Annotated in this window: 22 protein-coding genes and 1 riboswitch; of the genes, 8 read left to right on the top strand and 14 right to left on the bottom strand. The window is 56.1% G+C overall.

Annotation, left to right across the window (positions count from 1 at the left end; all coding sequences use genetic code 11):
- Window positions 1-6: 6 nt before the first annotated feature.
- The 3 genes from NSU18_RS05545 to NSU18_RS05555 form a co-directional block, all read right to left on the bottom strand.
- On the bottom strand, window positions 7-675 hold the full coding sequence (locus NSU18_RS05545; protein WP_341021357.1) for an amino acid ABC transporter permease: 669 nt from the start codon (window positions 673-675) through the stop codon (window positions 7-9).
- Window positions 675-1,529: an amino acid ABC transporter substrate-binding protein gene (locus NSU18_RS05550; RefSeq protein ID WP_341021356.1), complete on the bottom strand. Its 855-nt coding sequence runs from the start codon at window positions 1,527-1,529 to the stop codon at window positions 675-677. Before NSU18_RS05550 ends, NSU18_RS05545 begins: the two co-directional genes overlap by 1 nt.
- Window positions 1,530-1,692: 163 nt before the next feature.
- Entirely contained in the window at window positions 1,693-3,213 is a 1,521-nt protein-coding gene (locus NSU18_RS05555; protein ID WP_341148455.1) for a DHA2 family efflux MFS transporter permease subunit, read from the bottom strand.
- Between the two features lie 182 nt (window positions 3,214-3,395).
- On the opposite strand from NSU18_RS05555, the gene NSU18_RS05560 reads away from it, so the two are divergent.
- The 7 genes from NSU18_RS05560 to thiE all read left to right on the top strand — a co-directional run bounded on the left by NSU18_RS05560 (window position 3,396) and on the right by thiE (window position 9,294).
- Window positions 3,396-4,052, top strand: coding sequence for a TetR/AcrR family transcriptional regulator (locus tag NSU18_RS05560; RefSeq protein WP_341148456.1), 657 nt, complete (start codon window positions 3,396-3,398; stop codon window positions 4,050-4,052).
- A gap of 66 nt (window positions 4,053-4,118) precedes the next feature.
- Window positions 4,119-4,221: riboswitch (TPP riboswitch) on the top strand.
- A gap of 131 nt (window positions 4,222-4,352) precedes the next feature.
- Window positions 4,353-5,123 carry an ABC transporter ATP-binding protein gene (locus NSU18_RS05565; RefSeq protein ID WP_341021352.1) on the top strand — a complete coding sequence of 257 codons (771 nt, stop codon included), beginning with the start codon at window positions 4,353-4,355 and terminating at the stop codon, window positions 5,121-5,123.
- The gene (locus tag NSU18_RS05570; protein ID WP_341148457.1) at window positions 5,104-5,880 is read left to right on the top strand and encodes an ABC transporter permease; all 777 of its coding nucleotides are present in this window, start codon (window positions 5,104-5,106) and stop codon (window positions 5,878-5,880) included. The genes NSU18_RS05565 and NSU18_RS05570 overlap by 20 nt, the downstream gene beginning before the upstream one ends.
- Window positions 5,877-6,962, top strand: coding sequence for an ABC transporter substrate-binding protein (locus NSU18_RS05575; RefSeq protein WP_341148458.1), 1,086 nt, complete (start codon window positions 5,877-5,879; stop codon window positions 6,960-6,962). The genes NSU18_RS05570 and NSU18_RS05575 overlap by 4 nt, the downstream gene beginning before the upstream one ends.
- 23 nt (window positions 6,963-6,985) lie before the next feature.
- Window positions 6,986-7,783 carry a hydroxyethylthiazole kinase gene (thiM, locus tag NSU18_RS05580; RefSeq protein ID WP_341148459.1) on the top strand — a complete coding sequence of 266 codons (798 nt, stop codon included), beginning with the start codon at window positions 6,986-6,988 and terminating at the stop codon, window positions 7,781-7,783.
- Between the two features lie 27 nt (window positions 7,784-7,810).
- Window positions 7,811-8,638: a bifunctional hydroxymethylpyrimidine kinase/phosphomethylpyrimidine kinase gene (thiD, locus tag NSU18_RS05585; RefSeq protein ID WP_341021344.1), complete on the top strand. Its 828-nt coding sequence runs from the start codon at window positions 7,811-7,813 to the stop codon at window positions 8,636-8,638.
- Window positions 8,635-9,294, top strand: a complete 660-nt coding sequence (thiE, locus tag NSU18_RS05590) for a thiamine phosphate synthase (protein WP_341148460.1) — start codon at window positions 8,635-8,637, stop codon at window positions 9,292-9,294. Before thiD ends, thiE begins: the two co-directional genes overlap by 4 nt.
- Window positions 9,295-9,534: 240 nt before the next feature.
- On the opposite strand, the gene NSU18_RS05595 is transcribed toward thiE, so the two are convergent.
- Window positions 9,535-10,107 (bottom strand): GNAT family N-acetyltransferase, encoded by a 573-nt coding sequence (locus NSU18_RS05595; protein WP_341148461.1) that lies wholly within the window; start codon window positions 10,105-10,107, stop codon window positions 9,535-9,537.
- A 199-nt stretch (window positions 10,108-10,306) separates the two neighbouring features.
- On the opposite strand from NSU18_RS05595, the gene NSU18_RS05600 reads away from it, so the two are divergent.
- Window positions 10,307-12,115, top strand: coding sequence for an ABC transporter ATP-binding protein (locus tag NSU18_RS05600; protein WP_341021339.1), 1,809 nt, complete (start codon window positions 10,307-10,309; stop codon window positions 12,113-12,115).
- Between the two features lie 193 nt (window positions 12,116-12,308).
- On the opposite strand, the gene NSU18_RS05605 is transcribed toward NSU18_RS05600, so the two are convergent.
- From NSU18_RS05605 to NSU18_RS05650, 10 genes are all read right to left on the bottom strand, one after another.
- Complete coding sequence (locus NSU18_RS05605; RefSeq protein ID WP_341148462.1) at window positions 12,309-13,247, bottom strand: hypothetical protein; 939 nt, start codon at window positions 13,245-13,247, stop codon at window positions 12,309-12,311.
- Window positions 13,248-13,343: 96 nt separating this feature from the next.
- Window positions 13,344-14,039 (bottom strand): pseudouridine synthase, encoded by a 696-nt coding sequence (locus tag NSU18_RS05610; RefSeq protein WP_341148463.1) that lies wholly within the window; start codon window positions 14,037-14,039, stop codon window positions 13,344-13,346.
- A 116-nt stretch (window positions 14,040-14,155) separates the two neighbouring features.
- Window positions 14,156-14,341: a DUF3934 family protein gene (locus tag NSU18_RS05615; protein ID WP_036729188.1), complete on the bottom strand. Its 186-nt coding sequence runs from the start codon at window positions 14,339-14,341 to the stop codon at window positions 14,156-14,158.
- 148 nt (window positions 14,342-14,489) lie between these two features.
- Window positions 14,490-15,575: an aspartate-semialdehyde dehydrogenase gene (gene asd / locus NSU18_RS05620; protein ID WP_341148464.1), complete on the bottom strand. Its 1,086-nt coding sequence runs from the start codon at window positions 15,573-15,575 to the stop codon at window positions 14,490-14,492.
- 123 nt (window positions 15,576-15,698) lie between these two features.
- Entirely contained in the window at window positions 15,699-16,937 is a 1,239-nt protein-coding gene (locus NSU18_RS05625; protein ID WP_341148465.1) for a VWA domain-containing protein, read from the bottom strand.
- The gene (locus tag NSU18_RS05630; protein WP_341148466.1) at window positions 16,938-19,283 is read right to left on the bottom strand and encodes a DUF5682 family protein; all 2,346 of its coding nucleotides are present in this window, start codon (window positions 19,281-19,283) and stop codon (window positions 16,938-16,940) included.
- Window positions 19,280-20,383: an AAA family ATPase gene (locus tag NSU18_RS05635; protein ID WP_341148467.1), complete on the bottom strand. Its 1,104-nt coding sequence runs from the start codon at window positions 20,381-20,383 to the stop codon at window positions 19,280-19,282. Before NSU18_RS05635 ends, NSU18_RS05630 begins: the two co-directional genes overlap by 4 nt.
- Window positions 20,384-20,458: 75 nt before the next feature.
- On the bottom strand, window positions 20,459-22,294 hold the full coding sequence (locus NSU18_RS05640; RefSeq protein ID WP_341148468.1) for a HEAT repeat domain-containing protein: 1,836 nt from the start codon (window positions 22,292-22,294) through the stop codon (window positions 20,459-20,461).
- Window positions 22,291-24,126, bottom strand: a complete 1,836-nt coding sequence (locus tag NSU18_RS05645) for a HEAT repeat domain-containing protein (protein ID WP_341148469.1) — start codon at window positions 24,124-24,126, stop codon at window positions 22,291-22,293. Before NSU18_RS05645 ends, NSU18_RS05640 begins: the two co-directional genes overlap by 4 nt.
- 13 nt (window positions 24,127-24,139) lie before the next feature.
- On the bottom strand, window positions 24,140-25,585 hold the full coding sequence (locus tag NSU18_RS05650; protein ID WP_341148470.1) for an SWIM zinc finger family protein: 1,446 nt from the start codon (window positions 25,583-25,585) through the stop codon (window positions 24,140-24,142).
- Window position 25,586 lies beyond the last annotated feature (1 nt).

Here is a 25,586-nt window from a genome sequence, read left to right on the forward strand (position 1 = left end):
TTAACCTTAACTGGCCGAATACCGGTCCAGCCGCTTCTCCAAGTAATTCTGCAGCGCCGACAATACGGAACAGAACAGCAGATAGAACAGCGCTGCTTCGCAATACAACAGCAGGGGTTCATAAGATGTCGCCACAATCTGCTGGGCTTTTCTGAATATCTCAACATAGGTAATACTGGCCGCAAGCGAGGTATCCTTAACCAGGCTAATAAAAGAATTCGATAACGGCGGAACCGACACGCGGGCAGCTTGAGGCAAGATCACCCGGCGCAGAGCCTGCTTCCGGCTCATCCCCACAGAGAACGCGGCTTCCCATTGGCCTTTGTGGATAGACAGAATAGCAGCCCGGACAATCTCCGAGGAATAAGCCCCGACACTGAGCGTGAACCCGATCACAGCAGCGATAAACGGATCAAGCACAATCCCGGCGGCGGGCAGTCCATAGAAAATAATAAACAGCTGTACCAGCAGCGGCGTTCCCCGGATCACCCAGACATAGAAACGCGCGATCAGCCTCGGAAGCCTCCAGGAGGACAGCCGGGCAAGTGCAGTAACCACCGCCAGCAGCAGACCCAGAATAAAGGATGCTACCGCAAGTGGAAGGGTAAAAGCCACCCCGGCTTTGAACAGAGGCAGCAGTGAATCGAGAAATATTTGTATTTGGCGGTCATCCATCATTTCGATACGTCAGCGCCGAAGTATTTTTCAGAGATTTTAAGGTAGGTTCCGTCGTTCTTCATAGCGGTCAGCGCTTCATTCACTGCCTGCACCAGCTCGTCGTTCCCTTTCAGGAAAACTGCAGCACTATGCGAGCCTTCGGCAATCTCATCCACCTTCTTGATCTTGACACCGGGCTTCTGCTTCTTCAGGTCGAGGTAGGACAAGCCGTCATTGACGGTAGCATCGATCCGGCCGGAGGTCAGCAGATCAATCGCCTGATTGAAGCCCTCGGTGGATACGATCTCGGCACCGTTGTCTGTGGCGATTTTGCCGAGGTTGCTGGTGAGCGACTGGCCGGCTTTTTTACCCCTCAGATCAGCGAAGGTCTTGATATCCTGATTATCTTCAGGAACGATCAGCACAGCCTTGGAGACAATATACGGATCGGAGAAATCATATTTCACTTTACGCTCATCGGTAATGGAGACTTCATTGAAGATCACATCGAAGCGCTTCGCATCCATCCCGGCAAAAATTCCGTCCCACTGTGTCTCAATGAACTCCGGCTTCACACCCAAACGCTTGGTCACTTCCTCGGCAATCTCGACATCGAAGCCCGTCAGCTTGCCGTCCGCATCATGGAAGGTGAACGGTGCGTAGGTTCCTTCTGTTCCGATGCGCAGCTTGCCGCTGGCTTTGACGGCCTCCAGACTATTCTGCTGCCCGGAAGCTGCGCCCTCTGTAGCCGCTGCCGTAGGTTCAGCCCCGGTATTGCCGCCCGTTGCTGTCTTGTCATTATTGTTGCTTCCGCAAGCCGCAGCCGTGACTATGGTCAGGAGCAGCATAATAGTCAGACTAAGTTTTTTCATTCGATGAATCCCCTCTCGTATCTTCTTTATAGACACCGTATATTGATTTCCCATAGCTTAGCTTGCCCCAAATTCTGCTCCTGCAACACAAAAAGCGACCCTCCCGGAAAAGGAGAATCGCTGCTCTATGGACAACATAAGCTCTGCTTCTATATGGGTATTACTATACGTGCATGATTTCTGGCGTTGCCTTCTCCTTAGAACGTTCTGTTCCAGAATGGCGGCCCCGGCGCAGCAGCAGTCCAAGGACCGCACCGCCAAGCGCGACAAACATCATAATGTGGAACGTGTCCGCGAAGCCCTGCGATAATACGGTTTGCTTAGCCAGCAGCAACGCTTGCTGTGAAGCGCCTGCGGAACTTTTCCCGGCAGCCGCCGCCGCTTCCTGCATCTCTATGCCACGCGCCGTTGTTCTTGCGGTCAGAATGGTAACCAGCGTCGAAACGGCCAGCGAAGTAATTACCTGCTGCATCGAGTTCGTCAGCGAGGTTACCCGGTTCACCAGGTGGCTAGGCGCCTTGTTGAGCAGATGCGTGTTCATCGGCATCATCATCATCCCCATGCCCGCCCCGCACATGATCAGCGGAAGGATCAGGTCCCGGCTCTGCGTGGTAAGGTCTACATGCGAATACTGGAATAACGCCCCGGAGACCAGACTAAGGCCGCAGACCACGAGCCAGCGCACACCGATCCGGTCGAACAGTATCCCGGCAATCGGCATCATCAGCCCGGAAGCGATCGCTTGCGGCAGCAGCGTCAGACCGGTATCAAATGCACCGAAGCCGCGGGCCTGTTGCAGAAATTGCGGGAGCAGGAATAACGCGCCGTATAAGCCGAACTGGGCGATCCACTGCACGATGATTCCTGTCGTGAAATCTACGGACTTCAGAATCCGCAGCTCCAGCAGCGGTGTCTTGGAGCGCAGCTCTGCGATGACAAAAGCGATCAGCGCCACAGCGCCCAGCAGCAGCCCGATCAGCGTTTTCTCGGAGGTCCAGCTCTGGGCGCCCTGGCTAACCCCGTAGGTTAACGAAGCAAAGGCCAGCGGACCCAGAACCATACCGAACTTATCCATGCCGGGCACGCTGTTCTTCGCCGCATTCGGCAGCTTGCGCAGTCCAATCAGCACCGCAATGATGCCAATTGGAATATTAATGAGAAAGATCCAGCGCCAGGAATGGTATTCAACCAGCCAGCCCGACAATACCGGACCAATAGCCGGTGCGAACAGAACGGGAATGCCCATAATGCCCATGACTACGCCAACCTTACTTTTGGGAGCAAGTCTGTACACATAGGCCATCCCGACAGGGAGCACACAGCCGCCGCCAAGTCCCTGAATGACCCGGAACACAATCAGCCATTCGGCGCTGCTTGGTGTAGCGCACAGAATCGAGCCTATCGTGAACACAATGACCGCCGTCAGGAAGACTTTCTTGGCTCCGAACCGGTCAGACAGCCAGCCTGACAACGGGATAACGGAAGCCTGAGCCAGCATATAACCCGTAACTACCCACTGCAGTGTATGCAGATCCGTCTTGAAATCCACTACCAGCCTGGACAAGGCTACATTCATTGCCGTACTGTCCAGCACAACCATAAATACGCCTGCAATAATGGCCAGCAGCGGAACCAGAATGCTGGACAGCCGGAAATCGGCTTCCTGCTTCAAGGTCTGATCCATGTCTCTTCTCCTCCTAAAGCTGTCCGCGTTCTACATTGACCTGCGGGCAGATTGTTCTATATAATGAGTGAACGGACAACTGTCCGTAATTGCAATTCATAGTCTACGGACAATTGTCCGTTGTGTCAATTCTTTTATTTGTTTTTCTGTAAATCACTGATTCATTTCTGAAAGGGGTCCTCATGAACAAGCCAGACACCGATGCTGCACTGCTTCCTCCGTCAGCTCCGCAAGCCATAGAATCCTCCCCTCCGGAGTCCGCCGATCCTTATGTACAGCGGATTCTTGAAGCTGCCCGCCAGTTATTCACCGAGAGCGGACTTGAGGCGGTCAGCATGTACAGCATTGCCAAGCGGGCAGGTATAGGGCAAGGCTCCCTGTACCGCCGTTTCACGGACAAGGGTGAGATCTGTTCTGCCCTGCTGAAGGGCAGCGCAGATCAATTCCTGTCCAGTCTGGAGCAGCAGGTCGCTGCCAGTGCCGGTGAAGCTCCGGCGCTAGCTCAGCTGCAGAGCAGCATTGAGCAGATTGCCGATTTCATTGAGCAATATGCCGAGCTGCTGAATATGATCAAAGCCGAGTTCACCGGCAAGAAGCAGCTGACCCAGTTTGAGCATCCTTTTTTCCAGCGGCTGGGGGTGATGATGACAGAGCTGCTGCAGCGTGCTGCGGCGGGCGGTGAGATTATTGACATTGATCCGGCCTTTGCGGCTACGGCCTTAATCTCTGTCCTCAGTCCCGATCTGTACCTGTATGAGCAGAAGCGGCACCACTCCTCCAAGCTGGACATCTCCAGGGGCATCGTCGCTTTGTTCGTGACCGGACTGGCAAAACGCTGACCGCCTGCTCTTTACAAGAGGGGAATTTGTGGTATATTAAGTAGCAATTACGAATTCAATAGCAGCATTATTCACTAGGGGAGTCGGCCGACTGAGACGGAGCTTAAGCTCCGGACCCTTTGAACCTGATCTGGATCATACCAGCGGAGGGAAGTGGAGCAGAATGTATCAGTGGTTCCCGTCACAGGGCCGCAGCTGACTGTACCTTCCGCCCCATTCATTGCCTCCGGGAATGAATGGGGCTTTTTGGTGTTCAGCGCAGTAAATATTTCAATCCGAGGAGGCTTCATACATAGTCTTATGATCAACATTAGCAATCTGTCCTATGCCTTCGGGACCGGTTCATCCCGGACCCCCGTCTTCTCAGGGCTATCCATGAATGTGCAGCGCGGCGAATTCATATCTGTCGTAGGCGGAAGCGGATGCGGCAAAAGCACCTTGTTCAAAATCATCGCCGGTCTGCTGGAGCCCGGCAGCGGCAGGATTATGCTGAACGGAGCCGAGTCCGCTGCAGCAGCGAAGAGACTGGGCAGTGTCGCCTACATGCCGCAGCAGGATCTCCTCCTACCCTGGCGGACCGTAATGGACAATTGTCTGCTGCCCTGGGAGCTCAAGCGCAGCCGTCCCAAAGCAGCCGCTATGGCCGAGATCCGCACCCTGCTGCAGCGCTTCGGCCTTGACGGGACCGAAGGAGCTTATCCGCAGGAGTTGTCCGGCGGAATGCGCCAACGTGTGGCTGTCCTCCGCACCGTGGCGGCCGGGAATGACCTGCTGCTGCTGGATGAGCCGTTCGGGGCGCTTGATGCCATTACGAAGCGCTCGCTGCAGCGCTGGCTGCTGGAGTTATGGGCGGAGCTGGACAAGACAGTGCTGTTCATCACCCATGATCTGGAGGAGGCGCTCCTGCTTAGTGACAGAATCTATCTAATGACTGGCCGGGAGGGCAGCGGTATGCAGGAATTCTCAACCGCCCTCCCCCGTCCGCGCCATCACAGTCTGAACTATGAACCGCAGTTCGCCGCCCTGCGCCAGGAATTGGAGCTGAAGCTATATGAGAACCGCCGCCCCTAGAAGATTGCTCCAGCATTACGCTCCAGCAGTCCTTCTCGCTCTGCTGACGCTTGCGGTCTGGGAGACTGTAGCCTGCCTGGGGCTGGCTCCTCCCTTCATCCTTCCGGCTCCGTCCGCCATCTGCAAGGCCTTACTGGAGGAACGCCGCTTGTTATTCGGGGTGCATCTGCCTGCTACACTGCTGGAGGTACTCACAGGCTTCGCATTGTCGGTGATTTGCGGCAGCCTGCTGGGAATCGCCATGCACCTGTTCAGTCCGCTGGCCAAGGCGCTGTATCCGCTGCTGATTATCAGCCAGACGGTTCCGCTGATCGCCCTCTCGCCCCTGTTCATCATGTGGTTCGGCTACACCTTATGGAGCAAGGTCGCCGTTGTCTTCCTGACCGCTTTCTTTCCGGTGGTCATTGGCACCTATGATGGCTTGTCCAAGAATACAGACGCCTACCGGGAGCTGCTGCTGACGTACGGCGCGAACCGCTGGCAGATTCTAAGGAAGGTGGGCGTTCCGCTGGCTTTGCCCTCTTTTTTCTCCGGTCTAAAGCTGTCGGCAGTGTACTGTGTGATTGGCGCAACGATCGGGGAATGGCTTGGGGGCAGCGAAGGGCTGGGCTATTTCAGCCGCAGAATGGCCGGGAATCTCCAGACCGCCAAGATGTTCGCTGCTGTTGTCTTGTTATCTATACTCGGTATCCTGCTGTTTCTGGCAGTCGCCGCGCTGGAGAAGTTTATTCTGAAGAAAAGAGGACGTTATTCATGACTACTATCCGCTATACCCGTTATCTGTACCATGCAATCTCAAGGCCAGCCATGCTGCTGTCCGTTCTGCTGCTCTGTATGCTGCCTGTCCTGGCAGGCTGCGCCAATACGAATAGTCCGGCGGCCTCCGGCTCTCCGGCTGTTACTACCGCCACCTCTGGGGCAGGGGCTGAGGCTAAAGATGGAGCCCATAAACTTACGATTATGCTAGACTGGTACCCCAATGCTGTTCACTCTTTTTTGTACGCGGCAGAGGCTGAAGGTTATTTCGCTGCGGAAGGTCTGGAAGTTGAGATTCAGATGCCGGCCGATACCAATGATGCACTGAAGCTGGTGGCGGCGGGAAAGGTGGATCTGGCACTCAGCTATCAGCCGCAGGTATTGATGGCACGTGGCGAGCAGATTCCGGTCAAGTCGATCGCTGCGCTGGTGCGCCACCCGATGAATCATCTCATGGTAGCCGCAGACAGCGGCATTACCCGCCCGGGAGAGCTGTCAGGCAGACAAGCCGGATATTCCTCCGTTCCGTTATATGAAGCGATGCTGAATACGATGGTCAAGAGCGACGGCGGAGACCCTTCCTCCCTCAAGCTGGTGGATGTCGGCTTTGAGCTGATTCCTGCTCTCTCTACCGGGCGGGTAGATGGAATTATGGGCGGGTTCATCAATCATGAGCAGCTGATTCTGGAGCAGGAAGGCCATCCGGTCCGCTCCTTCAATCCCGTGGATTACGGGGTCCCGGATTATTATGAGCTGGTGCTGGTCGCCAGTGAGCAGGGACTGCAGGATTCACAGGGCTTTTATCAGAAATTCGTGGATGCTATCAGAAAAGGCCAGCAGTATGTAGCGGATCACCCGGATGAAGCGCTGAAGCTGCTGCTCTCCCATCAGGAGGACACCGCGCCGCTGGATGAAAAGATTGAGAAGCGCAGTCTGGAGATCCTGCTGCCGCTGATGGATGCCGGTTCCCAGCCCTTCGGCTACCAGGACAGCGCCTCATGGGAGAAGGTGAACCAGTGGCTGAGCGAGAACGGCCTGCTGGCTGGAGAAGTGGATGTTAAGAATGCTTTTATTAATTTTTAATTACATCTTTAGGAGGAATTCATATGTCTTATCTGTCCAAAGTACGCCAGGCGAACCCGCTGGTGCATAATATCACGAATATCGTAGTTGCTAACTTCACTGCGAACGGGCTGCTGGCTCTGGGAGCTTCGCCATTCATGGCCGATGCCATTGAAGAAGTAGCGGATGTCGCCGCCATGTCCGGGGCGGTTGTGCTGAACATCGGCACACTGAATGAAGCCGCCATTGCTTCCATGATCGAAGCCGGGAAGGCTGCTAACCGCCACCATGTGCCGCTCGTGCTTGATCCCGTTGGAGCCGGGGCTACCGCCTACCGCACCGATGTTACGGCTAAGCTGCTCAGTGAGCTTCAGCTTACAGCGCTTCGCGGCAATGTGGCCGAGGTTGCCAATGTAGCCGGGGTGAGCTGGGCAAGCAAAGGCGTGGATGCCGGAGCAGGCGAAGGCGATGTAGTCGCTCTAGCGAATAAGGCGGCGCAGAAGCTGAATTGTGTCGTAATTATCACCGGCAAGGAAGACATCATCACAGACGGCAAGCGCACTTATATCGCCAGCAACGGGCACTCCATCCTGACCCGGGTGACCGGAACCGGCTGCCTGTTAAGTGCTGTGGTGGGTGCATTTCTTGCCGTATGCGGAGGCGATGTGCTTGAGGCGGCTGCCGAGGCCCTCTCCTTCTACGGCGTGGCAGCAGAGCTTGCTGCTGAGGCGGCTGAAGACCAAGGTCCGGGCAGCTTCCAAATTGGGTTCCTGAACCAATTGGCGCTGGTGACCCCGGAGCAATACAGCAGCCGCTCACGGCTGAAGCTGCTCGAAGCCTAAAACGTGCACCCCAAAGGAGAGAACAAGATGACTAGCATACGCAAAGCGTTGACCATTGCCGGCTCTGACAGCGGCGGCGGGGCCGGGATCCAGGCGGATTTGAAGACTTTTCAGGAGCTGGGAGTGTACGGCATGTCTGCACTTACTGCACTCACTGCCCAGAACACACTTGGTGTTCAGGGAGTCTATCCGATGGAGCCGGAAACCGTTGCTGCCCAGCTGGATTCGATCGGCAGTGATCTGCCGCCGGATGCCATTAAGACAGGGATGCTGTTCAGCAGTGACATTATCCGCGTGGTTGCCGGTAAAGTGCAGCAGTACGGCTGGCAGCAAAAGCTGGTGATCGATCCGGTCATGGTCGCCAAGGGCGGCTCACAGCTGCTGCTCCAGGAGGCAGTGCAGGCCCTGATTACAAGCCTGCTTCCACTTTCGCTCGCCATTACGCCCAATCTTCCTGAAGCAGAGATGCTGACGGGAATGAAGATTCAGGGCCGGGAAGACCGGGAACAGGCAGCAAGACTGCTTCATCGGATGGGACCCAAGTACATTATTTTGAAGGGCGGACATGACCCTTCGGGAGACGAGGCGGTGGATCTTCTCTATGATGGAAGGGAATTCCATTACATGTCCAGTCCACGGATTGCGACGAAGCATACTCACGGAACCGGCTGCACCTTCTCAGCTGCGGTGACGGCAGGTCTTGCGTTGGGCCATTCCATGCCAGAAGCTGTCCAGACCGCCAAGGTCTTCATTCAAGCGGCGATTGAGGATAGCCTGAACATCGGGGCCGGGCAGGGGCCGACGAATCATTTTGCTTACGGGAACCGGATGAGATCAAGGGGGATCACGCTATGACACGGATTGACAACGAGGATATGCGCAGACTGCTGAAGCTGTACTTCATTATGGGCAGTGTGAACTGCCGCCTCTCGCCGGAGGAGACATTAACCGCTGCCGCTGACGGGGGCATTACTCTGTTCCAGTTCCGGGAAAAGGGTCCCGCTGCGCTTAAAGGTGCCGCTCTGCTCCGTCTGGGGCAACAGCTCCTGCAGATATGCCGGAGCTATAGCATCCCGTTCATCGTAAACGATGACCTGGAGCTTGCAACTGCGCTGGATGCCGATGGCATTCATGTCGGCCAGGATGACCTGCCTGCCCGGCTGATCCGGGAGCAGCTCGGTGAGCATAAGATCATCGGAGTCTCCGCACATAGTCTGACGGAAGCCCGGCAGGCCATTGCGGACGGAGCCGATTATCTCGGAGTCGGCCCTGTCTATCCTACTTCGTCCAAGGATGATGCCCAGGCCGTCCGGGGAACTACTGTCATTGAAGAGCTAAGACGAAGCGGCCTGAGCATTCCTGTAGTCGGAATCGGCGGCATCACCCTGGTGAATGCCCCGCCGGTCTTCCGGGCAGGTGCAGATGGGATCTCCATCATCTCGGCCATTGCCGGAGCTGAGGATATATACGAGACCACGCGAAGATTCGCGCAGCTCGTCACCGCTCCTTAATTTTAGACCAGGCACACTGCGGGTGGTACGATGTTGATACTCACACCGCGCATAAGTTGTACCCCACTTTTCCCCCGCCTCATGGTAGCGGCATATAACATTAACCAGGGCGCACACACATCGTGTTCGGTTTTTTGATTACATTCGGCCTACGTGGCGCGCCCATTCCAATTATGTTCGGTTTTTCGATTACATTTGGCTTACGTGGCGCGCCCAGTCCAATTATATTCGGTTATTCGATTACATTTGGCTTGCGCTCCCCCCTCTGTCCCCGCGTAATCTGCCCATAACAATAGTGGAATAGAATTGTCCGTCGGCCAGCAGCTTGTCTCTGCGCAGGACACCCTCGACCTCGAAGCCCAGGCTCTCATAGAGTAGGATCGCCTTGTCATTTCGTTCTAGAACCTTCAAGCTCAGCTTTTCCAGACCGATGGCTTCCGCCCAGCTGATAGACTGCTCCAGCAGACTCCGGCCGATGCCGTATCCCCAGAACTCCTGGAGCACTCCGACTCCGAATTCGGCCTGATGGGCCAGTCTGCGGAGCGGACTTCCTTCACATCTGGCGAAACCTGCCAGCCTGTCCTGAACCTCGGCAACCAGGAACAGGTTCGTGCCGCTGGCCGTATCTGTCGCTATGAGCGACCGGAAGCCCTCCGGGCCGATGAAGGCTTCCCCCTGAACCCGGTCTAAATTCTCCGTCTCCCCGTCAACCTTCAATCTCAGCGCGGACAACTGCGGGGCATCCTGCGGCACGGCGGATCTCACCGTATAGTGGAGCCCTTTATTTTCATATCCCAGTGCATTAATAATCATTCTGTTCCTCTCCTTTCAATCTTGGGGCTGCAATTTAGTTCTCCAGTTCATTCCAGCCTATCCAGTTTAGCATTTACATCCGGATAATCCAGGCGTATAATGCCCATGTCAGACCCTGTGCAGGATTATTTTTACATATAACGCATCCCCTAAAATTTAAGCAAAGCTGGTGACCCTATTGTCGAGAGGCTTCAGAGCCATGGGACCCGGAGGAGGCTTCGGGCATGGCAAATTAAAGTTCGATGAGGAGGAGGCGAAGCCGGATATATCCAAAGCGCTGCTATTACGCATAGTGAAATATTTCGTCCCATACTGGAAGCAGACGCTGCTGGTGATGACTGTGCTGTGCATATCCGCAGTGCTGGGGCTGCTCCCTCCTATCCTGATTCAGCAGATCATTGACCGGGCGCTCCCGGACAAGAATCTGCAGTTGCTCTTCCTGCTCGTTGCTGCCTCGCTGGCTACAACGGTAGTGTCAGGACTGCTCGGCGTGCTGCAGAATTATTTGAACTCTTTTATCTCCCAGAATATTGTCCATGATATGAAAAACCAGATGTACCGCCATCTGCAGAGCATGCCGCTGCAGTTCTACTCAGGTGTTAAGCAAGGCGAGGTTATCACACGGATGACCAGTGATATTGCCGGAATTCAGGGCGTCTTCAACAGCACCATCGTCAATTGTGCCAGCAATCTGTTCATTCTGATCTCCACAGCGGCAACGTTGTTCATCATGAACTGGAAGCTCGCACTGCTAGGTGTCCTGGTCATCCCCTTATTCATCATACCCACCCGCAAAATGGGCAATGTGCGCTGGAAGCTGGCCAAAGAGACGCAGGAGAAGATCTCGGAGCAGAATCAGATCATTGAGGAGACGCTCAGCCTCAGCGGGTACATGCTAATGAAGCTGTTCACGAGAGAGGACACCGCGCTGGACAGCTTCCGGACCGTAAATGCCCAGGCAACACGGCTGCAAATCCGCGAATCCATGGCTGGCCGCTGGTTCATGCTGGTCCTTACCACCTTCACCAGTATCGGGCCGATGCTGATTTATTTGTACGGAGGTTATTTATTCATCCAGGGAGAGCTGAGCATCGGAGCAATTATCACCTTTGTGGCACTGCTGAGCAGATTGTATATTCCGGTTATGCAAATGACCAATCTCTACGTGGATGTGAACCGTTCGGTAGCGCTGTTTGAACGGATTTTTGACTATTTCGATATGGATCCGTTGATTGTGGACACTAAGCTGGCTCTTCCAAGCCGTGTGGAGGGACAAGACATCGTCTTCGAGCAAGTAAATTTCGCCTATGCCCCGGACAAGCCCGCTCTGAGCGGGATCTCCTTCACGGCAGCCGCCGGATCACTGACTGCCCTGGTCGGACCCAGCGGAGCAGGCAAAACCACCATTACCAACCTGATCCCCCGTCTCTATGAGCTGGATTCAGGTGCAATACGTATTGGCGGTAAGGACATCCGCGAGTTCACACTGCATTCGCTTCGCTCGCAGATTGGCCTCGTCACCCAGGACACGTACCTGTTCAACGGAACGATCCGTGAGAATCTGCTCTATGCTAACGCTGAAGCCACGGAAGCCGCGCTGACGGCCGCCTGCGAAGCTGCTTATATTCATGATTTCATTCTGAAGCTGCCTGAGGGCTACAACACCGTCGTCGGCAACCGGGGCATTAAGCTGTCCGGTGGTGAGAAGCAGCGGATGTCCATCGCGCGCGTGCTGCTCAAGAATCCGCCCATTATCATCATGGACGAAGCCACCTCGTCGCTGGACACCGTATCGGAATATTACATCCAGCAAGCGATGCATGAACTGCTGCGCGGCAAGACCAGCATGGTCATCGCCCACCGTCTCTCCACCATCATGGCAGCCGACAATATTCTGGTTGTTCAGGACGGCAGGATTGTAGAGTCGGGGCAGCATGCCTCCCTGCTGGCAGTGAATGGGGTATACCGGGATTTGTACAACAAGCAGTTTCAGCGGGAAGATTCATAAGCCATTAGGCATATTCGCATACAAGAGGAAACGGCTTTGCCGTCCTTTAAAAGGACGGTACCGTTTCAGCGAGAAATAGAAGGATAATGTATAGAGTGAAACATATACATTCTTATATTTTGAAAAGGGGATTCCCGGAGCAGCATCGCCTGCCCTGGGAATCCCTTCTCTTCTTGTCCGCGATTACTCCGGCTTACCGCGCACTGCGCAGCGGCTTCAGCTTGTCCATCCAGCCGCTGATTTGTTCTGCCGTCTCCGTATTCCGCAGCAGCTGCTGATATTCGTCCACATAACCGCCGTCCCCGGCGAGCTGTCCGGCCCACTCATGGAACTCTTCGAAGCGTGTCAGTGCGATACTGCGCTTCCCGAGAATCAGGTAGGCGTTCAGCAGCTGCTCTAACGTCTGCTCGGACGGATTGTTTTTATACTCCTGCTCACTGAGCTGAAGCTGATCGTCCGCATATTGCCTGGTAAGCAGCTTATCCGGTACATAGTTCGTCCCTTCCAGCTGGTAGATGCCCATCAGCACCGGACCCAGGGGGGATTGCCCCGGATAAGGACTGGCCAGCAGATCCTCGCTCCCGTCCTGATCCACGTCCTCATAATTCACGCTGAACAGGTCGTTAACGGTTACCTGCATCGTTCCGTCAATCTCTTCGACCACAATAGACGCGTAGTTAGGACGGTTATCCATCAGACTGAACAAGAAGGTATTCCGGTTGTTCTGCACAATCGCTTCAGCCCAGAGCTCCTCCTCCGCATTCCAAATGTCGCCGCCTTCCAGGGTAAGCCCGGCCTTTTTGCTGTCAAAGACCATCTTACCCTCCTTGACGATGGCGAACTGTGTATAGCTGAACTCTCCCTTATTCCAGTAATACACCTGAAAAATCTGCCCGTTCAACTGAACCGCATCCATATGTACGAACCCCGAATACTCATCTGCAATCTCCGGGGATACTTCCGCGAGTGCTGCGGCAGCCGCCTCTTCCTCCTGTCTGCCTCCAGGTGCTGCCGAGAGATCCGCTGCCGGGGAAGCGGCTGGCGCTGCAGACGGATCTGCTGATCCGCCCTCCCCTGTTCGTGAGCAACCTGCTATGATTGCTAAGGCTAACAATAAGCTTATAATCCGCATGTGATCCTCCTAAATGTCGTGTCGTGGTGGCATGACTTCCTGTATACTCATCCGGGAGCCCTCTGTCTGAAACATACACTGGTATGTAAGTAGCGGCTATCCTTCCAATCTGGTATGAAGCTCCGCGAGCTCTTCCTCTGTCAGCCGTCTCCACTGCCCTTGCGGAAGACCGCTGAGCGTGATATGCATAATCCGTATCCGCTCCAGACGGAGCACACGATAGCCCAGCGCCTTGCACATCCGGCGGATCTGCAGATTCAGCCCTTGGGTCAGAACAATCATGAACTCCTTCTCCGAGATTTGCCGGGTGAGGCATGGCTTGGTACGGGTCTCCAGAATATCTACACCCGCTGACATCTCCGCCAAAAAGTCTTCTGTGACCGGCTTATCCACGCTCACCCGGTACTCCTTCTCATGACTATGCTCGGAACGCATCATCCGGTTGACAATCGAACCGTCATTGGTCAGCAGAATCAGCCCTTCCGAGTGCTTGTCCAGTCTGCCGACGGCAAAGATCCGGGAGGGATAATTGATATAATCTACAATATTCCCTTCCACGTGCCGGGCGGCTGTACAGGTGATGCCTACCGGCTTGTTCAGCGCCAGATAGACCCGTTCCTCCCGGTCTGGAGTCACAATAATTCCGTCTACAGCCACCGTATCTCCAGGTTCAACACTTGCTCCAGGCACACAGACCTTCCCGTTAATCGTGATCCTTCCGGCGGCAATCAGCCGGCTCGTCTCTCTGCGCGGATAGACGCCGGTCTCACTGATGTATTTGTTAATTCTCATGAAGCTCCCGCTTTCAGGTCTTACATATGAAAGAACACCTGATTCACATAGAAATCAGATGTTGCCTCCAACCTATAACCCTTATATTTAGTCATTCTCAAGGGGCAGATGCCCGCTTATTTAGCGCCTCCGGTTTTGTTGCTGCCGCTGCTGCTCTTAGCCGGTTTGGCTCCTTTGGCACCCGGGCTGCCGGGAGGGCCGCTTCGGGCCGGCTTCACGGGTTTTGCCGTCTTGTTCCAGCGGGTCCAGCCCTTACTGCCTGTTCCTCTGCCTGTGCCGCCGCCTTTACTTTTTGCCACAATATCACTCCGTCAATATTCAGTTTTCGCCGTACATTACTCTATCTTACCATTATTTCGGGCGGATTGTCAGGTCCAACTGCAAACAGCCTGCGCGAAGGAGCCTCCGGCAGGCTGCATAACGGGTATCCATCTATAAGCATGAGTATGCTTATTTGGGCTGAATATATCCTTCGGCCTTCAGCAATTCGGCGATCAGTACCGCACCACCGGCAGCACCTCTTACCGTATTGTGGGACAGGCTGACGAATTTGTAATCGTACAGTGAATCCTCGCGCAACCGTCCTGCGGAAATGCCCATGCCATTCTCAATGTCGCGGTCCAGACGGGTCTGCGGACGGTTCTCTTCCTCAAAATACGTGATGAACTGCTTAGGAGCACTCGGCAGACCGAGCTGCTGCGGACGCCCCTGGAAGCTGTTCCAGCGTTCCAGAATCTCTTCGCGGGAAGGCTTCTGCTCAAAGGAGGCAAAGACAGCCGCCATATGGCCGTCAGCCACAGGTACACGGATGCACTGTGTAGTGATTACCGGCTGCTCGCTTGGGACGATCCCTGCACTGGTTACCTTACCCCAGATCCGAAGCGGTTCCTGCTCGCTTTTCTCTTCTTCTCCGCCGATGAAAGGAATCACGTTATCCACCATATCCGGCCAGTCCGCGAAGGTCTTGCCTGCACCTGAAATCGCCTGATAAGTGGTTACAACCACCTTGGAAGGCTTGAACTCCTGAAGTGCATTCAGGGTAGGCATATAGCTCTGAATGGAACAGTTCGGTTTCACGGCGATGAAGCCGGTCTCTGTCCCCAGACGCTTGCGCTGCTGGGCGATAACCTCCAGATGCTCCGGGTTGATCTCGGGAATCACCATCGGCACATCCGGTGTCCAGCGGTGCGCTGAGTTGTTGGAGATCACCGGAGTTCCGGTACGTGCATAAGCCTCTTCCAGGGCCTTGATCTCTTCCTTCTTCATATCTACAGCGCAGAAGATCAGATCCACTTCCGCAGCCACTTCCTCCACCTTGGAGGCGTCTTGAACCATGATGCCTTTGACTGCTTCGGGCATAGGGGTGGACAGCTTCCATCTGCCTTGAACAGATTCCTCATAGGACTTGCCGGCTGAATTCGCGCTCGCCGCAATCGCTGTTACCTGGAACCATGGATGATTCTCCAAAAGTGCAATGAAACGCTGACCGACCATACCGGTACCGCCAACAATACCCGCTCTGAGCTTACTCGACATAAGAAATTCATTTCCTTTCAAGCAGCGCCTAGCGAAAAGCGCTTTTTAATAACCGATTATAAAGGATAGCGGCATGTTACACAATATGTGATTATAAAGTAAGTGTTTCCTGTTTAAACAAAATCACCGCGTCATCCCCAGCCGCTTCGCCAACTCCCCCAACTCCTGGCCCTTCAGCGCTCCCTCCACCAGGACAGGCAGCAGTGCCGGAGTACAGGCGAAGCAAGGCGTTCCGTCACGGGCGAGCTGGGCGGCCAGCCGTTCATCATAGGAAGGCTTGCCTTCATCGGAGAGGGCCAGGAGCGTCATCGTCCGCACCCCGGATTCCCGCAGCTCGCGCATCCGCCGGACCAGACCGGCCTGATTGCCGTTCTCATACAGGTCAGATACGATGATGAACAGTGTCTTCTTCGGCTCCTCGATGAACTGCTCGCAATACTTCACCGACTTATGAATATCCGTGCCGCCCCCGAGCTGGATGCCGAAGAGCATATCAACAGGATCATTCGCACATTGCTCCGTCAAGTCTACCACCTCGGTGTCAAAAGCAACGACACGCGTGTTCAGCGCCGGGATACTGGCAAAGATCGAGCCGATCACCGATGCCCAGATTACAGAGCTGGCCATCGAGCCGCTCTGGTCAATATCTACAATGACCGTCCATTCCTTGCTGCGGCGGGCCCGGTCAAAATAGAAAAAACGCTCGGGGATAATCATCCGCCGCTCCGCATCGTAGTGCTTCAGATTGCGCTCTATCGTCCGTTTCCAGTCCAGCCCGCTGAGTGAAGGCAGCGGGGAATGCTGCCGCTTGTTGAGTGCACCGGTAACCGCACGGCGGATGTCAGTCTCCAGCAGCTTTACCAGCTCATCCACGAGCGCCTGGACTAGCATTCTTGCGGTGTCTTTGGTTTTCTCCGGGATTTTGCCCTTGAGTGCCAGCAGCGTGCCCACCAGCTGAATATCCGGTTTCACCGCCGCCAGCAGCTCCGGCTCGAAGAGCAGCTGCTTCCAGCCCTTGCGCTCCATCGCATCGGTCTGAATAACCGAGACCACATCCTCCGGGAAGAAATTCCGCACATCGCCGAGCCATTTGGACAGGTTAATTGCAGCCTGTCCAGAGCCTGAACCTCTGCCCTTCGATGCGGCGGCACTCCCTTCCGCCTTACCTGCGCCTGTCTCATTATAGATAGCAGCCAGCGCTGCATCCATAATCAGCTCTTCCTCGCTTAAGATCCTGCCGCTGCCTGGGCCGAATCCGGGCAAGGCCTCTTCCGCTTCCTGCCCCAGAATCAGCCGCCAGCGTGTAAGGGCGCTGTTCTGGTTATCCTCCTTCAACTCTTCCTTCAGCTCTTCATCACCCATCTACAGATCCCCGAAGTCAAAATCATTCAGATCATCCAGCATTTTGGCTTCCTCCTCCTTCAGTTCTCCTGTCAGAATCTCGGCGGCTTGCTCTGTGTTCACGCCCCACAGCTCACCCAGCAGCTCGGCGATCATCGTCTTCTCACGCGGGGAGAAGGTACTGAACGCCCGGCGCAGGAAGACCAAGGCTCGTTTGAATTCCTCATCCTCCAAGGCGTTGATATAGTCATTCAGCTGCTCCCACAGGCTCATCCGCGACAGCAGCCCATAGCGGTTGCGCATGGACAGCCCTTCGAACCAGCCTGCCCCGAGATCCGCCGGTATCCCTGGAGACAAGCGGCGCGATACCTCCGCCGCTACCTCCCCTGGAGGGATGGCTCCGCGTTCCATCAGGATCGCGCAGGCGAAGCCCGACAGCCGCGGGTTGCGCTCATCCCGCTGCGCCAGCTGCAGCAGCTCCTGCAGCCACAGAGCCGTATCCGCAATCTCGCTATGCTCCTGCGAGATGTTGTTCAGGTCATTCATTGCGCCGATCATCAGCCCCGCCGCTTCATCATTGCAGCCGCTGGCATCCAGCAGGAACAGGCAGCCCCGGCGGAACAGCTCCTCCAGCAGCGGGATGAACGGGGCCGTATCCACCTTGCGGATATCGCCGTAGCCGATGATCTTGGCCAGCTCCCTTGCAGCTGTGGCAATCGAGACGACATCCCGGCTGTCTACCGCAAGGCGCTGCAGCACGCGGCTGCTCTCCTCCATCTGCGTGGTCATGGCACATTCGCAGGCGGTGACAATCAGCGCGGATGCCTCAGCGATGGAGCTGCATTCCAGCAGCTTCTCGCGCAGCACATAGGCTGCCGCCACTTCTATGGTCTCCCCCAGCAGGGTTGACTCCACAATCTCAATCTCTACCTCCGGCGCCCACTGGAGTATCCAGTGCTCTGCCCAGGTCGCCCCGGACTGGCCGCTAGGCACATTCCGGGCGAAGTGGATGCCGAGCAGCTCCAGCCGGTGGAACAACACGGAGCGGTGCAGATCAAGATAAGCCGCTTCACTGCTTGACACCCGGCGGTTCTCGCGCAGATCCAGTGTCAGGTCGCTAGCTACAGTCGATCTGTACTTCTCCAGCTTGTAGCATTTCAGCAGCCGGTTCAGGTCATCCTGAATCGGTGTCTGGCTGACGCCATCGGCCAGCCTTCCGATGTTCGTGCCGACATCGACCCGGGCCAGCGAATCAGCGATAACAGACAGATCCCCATGCCCGAGCAAGGTCTGTGCGGCATCGCGCAGATCACGCAGCGTAGGTGCGCTTCCGCCGTGCAGCGCAGCCAGCGACTCCGCCAGCCGCACCGCTTCAATCACTTCCGCCGTCGAGCGGTGTGTACCCGCTTTGCGCACCAGCCGGGCCACAGAGGACAGATACAGATGAGGAAGCTCCTCTGAGCGGCCGGAGGCCATCAGCTCCCACATCATCTGGAAGTAGTGCGGAGCCGCGTTGCCCGCACCATAGCCCGACATGCTGGAGAGCTTGTAATAGGAATACGGCATCAGCGTCAGCTTGGTAGAGCGTGCAGGCAGTGCTGCCAGCTCTGCATCGGTCATCCCCTCCGAGGGATCGGCCAGCGCAGCTGCGTGGTATGCGCCACAGATCACAACAATTTTGTCCGGCAGATGCCCTTCGTCAATCTTGAGCTGGATCTGCCGCCGCATATAAGATTCGCGCAATGCGTTATAAGCATATTCCCGCGGCTGCTCTGCGCGCTCCGTGGACTCCGACAGCTCCCGCATCTGGGCAGAGAAGGCCAGTATCGCGGCGCGGTAAGCTCCGCTGCTGGCGTTATGCTCGTAATTACGCTCCCAGTACATATCATAATCATGTTCACCGGCAAGCCGGGCAATCCGGCTGTATACGGACTCCTGCTCACGGACTTCCTCTTCCGCCGGCTCCCCTTGTTCTTCAGCTACAGGCTTCAGCTCCGGCCGGCCGCTGGCATCCTGCCGTAACGCATCCTGGAGTCCCAGCGTTACAGAGGAAGGCAGGTCAATGAACTCTGCCTGTGCTCCATGCTCCTGCGCCCATTTCATCCCCTGATATTCCGGGGAATACACAGCGAACGGCCAGAGCACCGTCCGCACGGGCAGATCATCAGTGAAGGCCAGAATAGCCACCGGCGGTTTCGTCACTGCGTGGGTTAAATGACGGATTTCTCCGCTTGCATCACTCGGCCCCTCGATCAGCACGGCGGTCGGCTGCAGCTCGTTCAAGTATTCCAGGACATGCCTGGCACCGCCCGGAGACAGATGCCGGACTCCGAAGACATGAACGCCGGCAACCGCTGCCCTGCTCACTCGTTCATCTCCTTGCAGGCCTGATAGAGTCCGCGCCAGTCCGCTCCTTTTTTCTTCATTACATTATCCAGATATTCCTTCCATACTAGCTTATCCTTGTCGTCATCCTTGACGATCGCACCCTGGAGTCCCGCTGCAAGATCCTCGTCAGTCAGTTCTCCGCTCCCAAAGCTTGCCGCCAGTGCCATGCTGTTCGTCAGCAGCGAGATAGCTTCTGCCGTGGAGATTACACCGGCTGGAGTCTTCACCTTCTCCTTCTTGTCGAGAGTCATGCCGCTGCGCAGCTCGCGGAAAATGGTAACCACCTTCAGCAGCGCTTCATTTGCCGGAACAGCAGCCTGCAGCTCATAGGAGGAGGCGATTTCACCAACACGCTTCTTCACAATGGACAGCTCCGTCTCCAGGTCCGACGGCGCAGGCAGCACGATGATATTGAAGCGCCGCTTCAGGGCAGCGGACATTTCATTGACTCCGCGGTCCCGCGTATTAGCGGTGGCAATAATCGAGAAGCCCTTGCGGGCACTGGTCTCCTTACCCAGCTCCGGCACCGAGATCGTCTTCTCCGACAGAATGGAGATCAATGCATCCTGCACCTCGGAGGCACAGCGGGAGATTTCTTCAAACCGCGCAATACCTCCGTCCTCCATAGCCCGCATAATCGGGCTCTTGACCAGCGCCTCCGGCGTCGGACCGTTCGCCAGGAGCATGGCGTAGTTCCAGGAATAGCGCACATGCTCTTCGCTTGTTCCCGCTGTCCCCTGCACTACCATGCCTGAGTTGCCGTAGATCGCCGCTGCCAGATTCTCGGACAGCCAGGATTTCGCGGTGCCCGGCTCCCCGATCAGAAGCAGTGCCCGGTCAGTAACCAGTGTGGCAACGGCCATCTCAATCAGCCGGGTGTTCCCGATATATTTCGGGGTAATTACGGTATTGCCCGCCTTGCCGCCAGTAATGAAGGTGAGCACTGAACGCGGAGACATCTGCCAGCCGGCCGGAATACGTCCGGTGTCCTCCTTGCGCAGAGCCTCCAGCTCCTCACGGTACAGGATTTCAGCCGGCAGACGCATATAATCCTGAAGCTGACCTTGTTCTGTTGACATGTACACCTCTCCTTTATATATCCCGTCCATCCGGGACAATCTCTTGTGCCGATGACACTAAGTATATTGCAGACTTTACTGCTTACTTACTAGCTGGTCCAGTATATATTCCAGCTGGCGCTTGGATTCATATTTGAACCGGGGGGCGATCTCCTTCACCCGGTCCACATAGCTGGCAGGGAAGCGCTCCATCATCTCGAACAAGTAGTGGTCAAAGGTATACAAATTGCGGACGTTGTTCTCTTCCAGCGCAGAGATCAGCAGCTCCAGCCGTTCCGCTTCAGGCAGTTCTGCCCTTTCCAGTCCTTTGAAAATATTAGTGAGACGTTCATACGTGTACCGCTTGAGCGTCCCTTCCAGCTTGCCCCGCAGGTATTCCTGCACTCCCCGATGTCCAGGCCGGGCGAAGACACAGGCCAGATTCATGGCATCCTGCTTGATGGACCATTCCAGCCAGCGCGGGTCCCATTCCGCAGCAACCTCCTCAGCCGACAGGATGCGCTTATTATACTGCCTGACGCCTGAAGCATCCCAACGTACCTCATAGTCCCAGTACAGGTCCACTACCTGCTCCTCGATCGTATGGATCAGCAATTGTGCGCGCTGAGCCGCCTGCTTGGCCGCCTGCCCGATCAGCTTGGTCTCCGTGAGGGTTCCAGCGAACCGGTCAAACATCTCCTGCGGGCTGACTCTTCCCTTGGCCGCATGGAAATAATTCGGCAGATACCGCACACTGCGCTGCGCCAGCTCTGCGAGCTCTTCCAGTGCAGCGTTATCCGCTGATTCCTGCTTGTATCGGGCCGCATGGTCGATCAGGTGTATCCAGCCGAGGGAAGTATAACGGTTATACTCCTTAAGAACATAGCTATAAATGGCATCCAGTTCCGCACTCTTTGCCTGGCGGAGGGCAGCCATGAAGGGAGCCAGCTCATCCCAGGCCTTCTCAGTGATTTTCTTATCGGCATTCGTCTCCGGTGCGGCCGTAAGCTCATCCATGAATAATGCCGTAAGCCTCGCATACACCGCTGCAGGAGCCCCATACGCCAGCACTGCGGCTAACATCTCACGGTCCTTCTTCTGGAGGAACACCTCAATAAGCCTCTCCGCTCCCTGTGCCGATCCACCCGCTGCCAGCGCTGTGTAGGCAGCTTCACGGATGATTTTCTTCTTGTCGGCAGACCACTCCAGCAGCAGTCCTGTATATTCCTCATACTCTCCCAGACACTTGATGGCCGCTGCCCGGATCTCATCGCTGCCGTTCTCGGCTGCTTGAACAATAACATCGAGGTGACTGGAAGCGCCTGCTTGGGCAATGACCTCCAGCTTGCGGACCTCGCTCCGCCCCCCGGCCGGGTTGAAGCTCTCCAGCAGGTATCCGGCGATCTCCGGCCCATAAGAAGGGAGAATATGGTTCTTCGCATATTCCGCCAGCTCCGAATACGGGTCGTTCAGCGCTGAGACCGCCAGCGGCAGCAGACGCAGATCCTGAAAGACTCCTTCCTTGTAGGCATCCAGCACTATCTCATATCTGCCGCTACCAGTAGTGGTGAGCGCTTCAATTACAGGTGCAAGCTTCCGGTAAGTCTGATTCGTCTGAAGAGTGAACTTACGGACCGGCAGGGGTCCGGGAGTTCCCTCTACGCTTGTCGTCCCCTGAGTGTACAGCACGGACTCCAGCAACAGGGTATTCTCCTGCAATTGAATACCCGGCGCAAGACTGTCCGGGCTACCCGCTTCAATCAGTGCAGTGATTCCCTCGCCTAGCTTCTTGAAAACTGGTGACCGCTCGCCTAGCTGCTGAAATTGCGGAAGCAGCCGCTTCAGGCGGAAATCTCCGGCCGCCAGCTCACTTCCGGCAATATACAGTCTTCTGTATTCCTGATGCAGCTCCTGCAATAACGCTGTGCTCATGGATTATCCTCCCTAAGTGAAATTGATTCGTTCATGATGCTGATCAGGTGCTCCAGTTGCCGCTTGGCCACGAACGTGTACCTTGGCGCCGCAGCTTCCAGCCGGGAACGGTATACAGCCGGCAACCGCTCCAATAGGCGGGTCAGGGAATTGCTAAACTGTTTCGTCTGATCGAATCTGCCGCTCTCCAGAGCAGACATCAGCAGCTCCAGGCGTTCCGGCTCGGGAACTCCTGCACGTTCAAGTCCAATGAAGATGTTAGGAAGAACCTCGTTATCTCCGGGCTGCGGGGGGACCTTCAGCTTCTTCAGCAGATATTCCCGCACCCCCTTATGTCCCGGCCGGGCGAAAGTGCAGACCAGATTAAGTGCATCCCGCTGGATGAACCAGTCGAGCCAGCGCGGGTCCCAGGCGGCTTCAATCTCCTCAGCGCTCATTCGATCGAAGGTATCCTCAGCCTTGTAATAGTAAGGTGACTTCGGGTTAATAATCACCCGGTCCAGAATGTCAATTAGTGCCTGTTCCCGCTGTGCCGCATCCTTCTTCACGAAGGAGAGCAGCCTTTGCTTCAAGCCCCCGGCGAACTGGTTATACAGCTCCTGCGGAGTCATCATTTTCCGGGCCGCCCGGAAATAATACAGCAGATAGTTGTAGTCACGCTCCGCCAATTCCTGCAGCTCCCTGAGGCTGGAAGCTGTTACTGTCCACTCCTTGTACCGCACTGCCTGAATGATAAGATGCTTCCATCCCAGCGACTGGAAGCGGTCATATTCGCTGATTACATAACTGTAGATTTCATCAAGCTTGCTGCTCCGCGCACTAAGCAGCGCCCTCATGAGCTGCTGGATCTCCGTCCAGGCAGCCTCCGTCTGCTGCGGGTCTCTGTTATCCTGCGGCGCCTGGCGGAGCTTCTCCATGAACAAGTCTGCCAGCTTCTCCGCGGCCAGGGCAGCGGGCCGGTTCGCAAGCACCCCGGTAACCATCTCACGGTCCTTCCCGTCACAGAAAGCTTCGTAGAGCCGCTCTGCTCCCTGTTCACTCTCGCCGGCCGCCAGCGCCGTGTACGCTGCCTCACGAATCGTCTTCTTCTTGTCAGCCGACCATTCCAGCAATGCGTCTGTATATTGCTCCTCCCCTGCCAGGCAATGGATAGCAGCAACTCTGACCTCATTGCTGCCGCTCTCTGCAGCCTGAAAGACCGTATCCAGATGCTGGGCGGCACCTGCCTTGGCGATGACCGCAAGCTTACGGGCCTCGCTCCGCCCGCCTGCCGGGTTGAAGCTCTCCAGCAGGTAGCCGCTAATCTCCGGCCCGTAGGACGGGAGGATATGGTCCTTCACGTAATCCGCAAGCTCCGAGTAAGAGTCATTCAGCGCTGTGACCGCCAGCGGCAGCAGACGCAGATCCCCGAAGACGCCTTCCTTGAAGGCATCGGCCACGATTTCATATCTGCCGCTGCCCGTCGTGCTGAGTGCTTCCAGCACAGGAGCTAGCTTCCGGTAAGGCTGAGCAGTCTGAAGAGTGAAGCTCCGCACAGGCAAAGGGCCTGGGGTTCCTTCTACAGCCGTTGTTCCTTGGGTGTACAGCACAGATTCCAGCAGCAGAGTCTGCTCCTGCAATAGAACGCCGGGGGCAGGACCGTCAGGACTGCCGGGTTCAAGCAGCGCTGTGATTCCTTCACCGAGTCTCTTGAAGACCGGTGACCGCCCGCCGAGCTGCTGAACCTGCGGAAGCAGCCGGTTCAGACGGAAATCTCCCGCTGCCAGCTTGCTTCCGGCAATGTACAATCTCCTATACTCCTGATGAAGCTCCAGTAGTAACGTTGTACTCATAGATGGCCTCCTGTCAGTACAGCAGACGAATGATCTCTTCGTCCTTAATGACACTTAGCGGCTGGGCGCGCAGACGTCCCTCATCCAGGTCATGCTCGAACATGACCAGAACCGTACAATCCTCGCGGGCGCCGGCCGGAAGGAACGGCAGCAGTCCCACCGTGCCCTGCGGCATCGACGGAAGATCCTCCAGCAGCAGCCTTGTTCCTTCCCCGTCAGTCATAACATACTGGCCGTTCTCTGTAATGCCCAGAGCTGCGGCATGGAGCAGCATGACCGGCTGCTTGTCGCTCAGCGGGTTCTTGATCTGGTTCTTCACCTTCTTGAAGGCTTCTGCATATGAACGGTGAGCCTTGGCGGCCGCCCGCTCAAGATCAGCACCCTGGACGGGTCTTGGAGACATGGACTCGTACCTGATCCGGGCATTCATGTCCCCGGGATAGGTGTACAGCTGAGGAACTACGGCAATGTCGAAGAAGCTGTCTTCCTCACGCATCAGCTTCGCCGCCTTGTATGGGCGGTAGTTAAAGGTCCGGCGGATCTCCCCGCCTTCCGCAGTGAGATCCAGCCAAAAACCAAGGTCTACGAACTCCTGGCGGGCCGCATCGTTGTAGCTGTAGAAGGATAACTGCAGCAGCTCTGCCCCCTCCTTCACCAGCCCGTATTCTTTCAGCTCGCTAAGCTGCCAGGCATGGCCCAGCCATTCATCAATAGCGGATTCGTGATCGAGAGCCAGCTCCGGGTCCTCGCTCCGGGCCTGGAGATACGCCCGGCCCTTCTTGATAAATGCGTGTAGCCGTGTCAGCTGCTCCACTGCATATGTATAGTTCTGCTCCTGATCCTTGCCGCTGAATATCAGATTCGCGAAGCGGCGCAGCTCAATCTGGGCCCCGGACAGATAATAGTTCCCGAGCTGCTTCACATGCCCCTGAACCGTCTTAGCCGCAGACTTGTCAATCGTGGACAGGCCGCTGCGTACGAAGGAGAGCACCAGCTTCTCCAGCAGATCAAGCCCTTCGAGCTGTGCGTTGATTTTTTTCTTCAGGGCGGATTTGTTAACCTTCTTCGGCTTGGGATCTGTTCCTTCAGCCGCCTGCTTGGCCTTGTTCTCTTCCCGCTTCTCCGCCTTCTCGCGCTTCGATGCGATGTCCTCGGGAACCGGAGCAGGCGTGAACGTCTGGCCTTCGGTATACGCATAGAGCAGACCTAGTGCATGCTTACAGGGGAATTGACGGCTGGGGCAGCTGCAGCGGAAGACCGGGCTGTCTGCTGCGATGAAGTCCACTGAACACTCATAGGGCGTTTTGCCGCTTCCGGCACATTTTCCGAATAACAGCTCACCGTTCTCCGACTGATGGAGCTCCACAAAGCTCTTCTTGCGGACCAGTCCCTGGCCGTTCTTGATCGCAGCAGCATTGGGTGCAAGTGAATCGACGTACGTGGATGTTAGCTCTGGCAAA

The organism is Paenibacillus sp. FSL H8-0048 (assembly GCF_038002825.1).
GTDB lineage: Bacteria > Bacillota > Bacilli > Paenibacillales > Paenibacillaceae > Paenibacillus_AQ.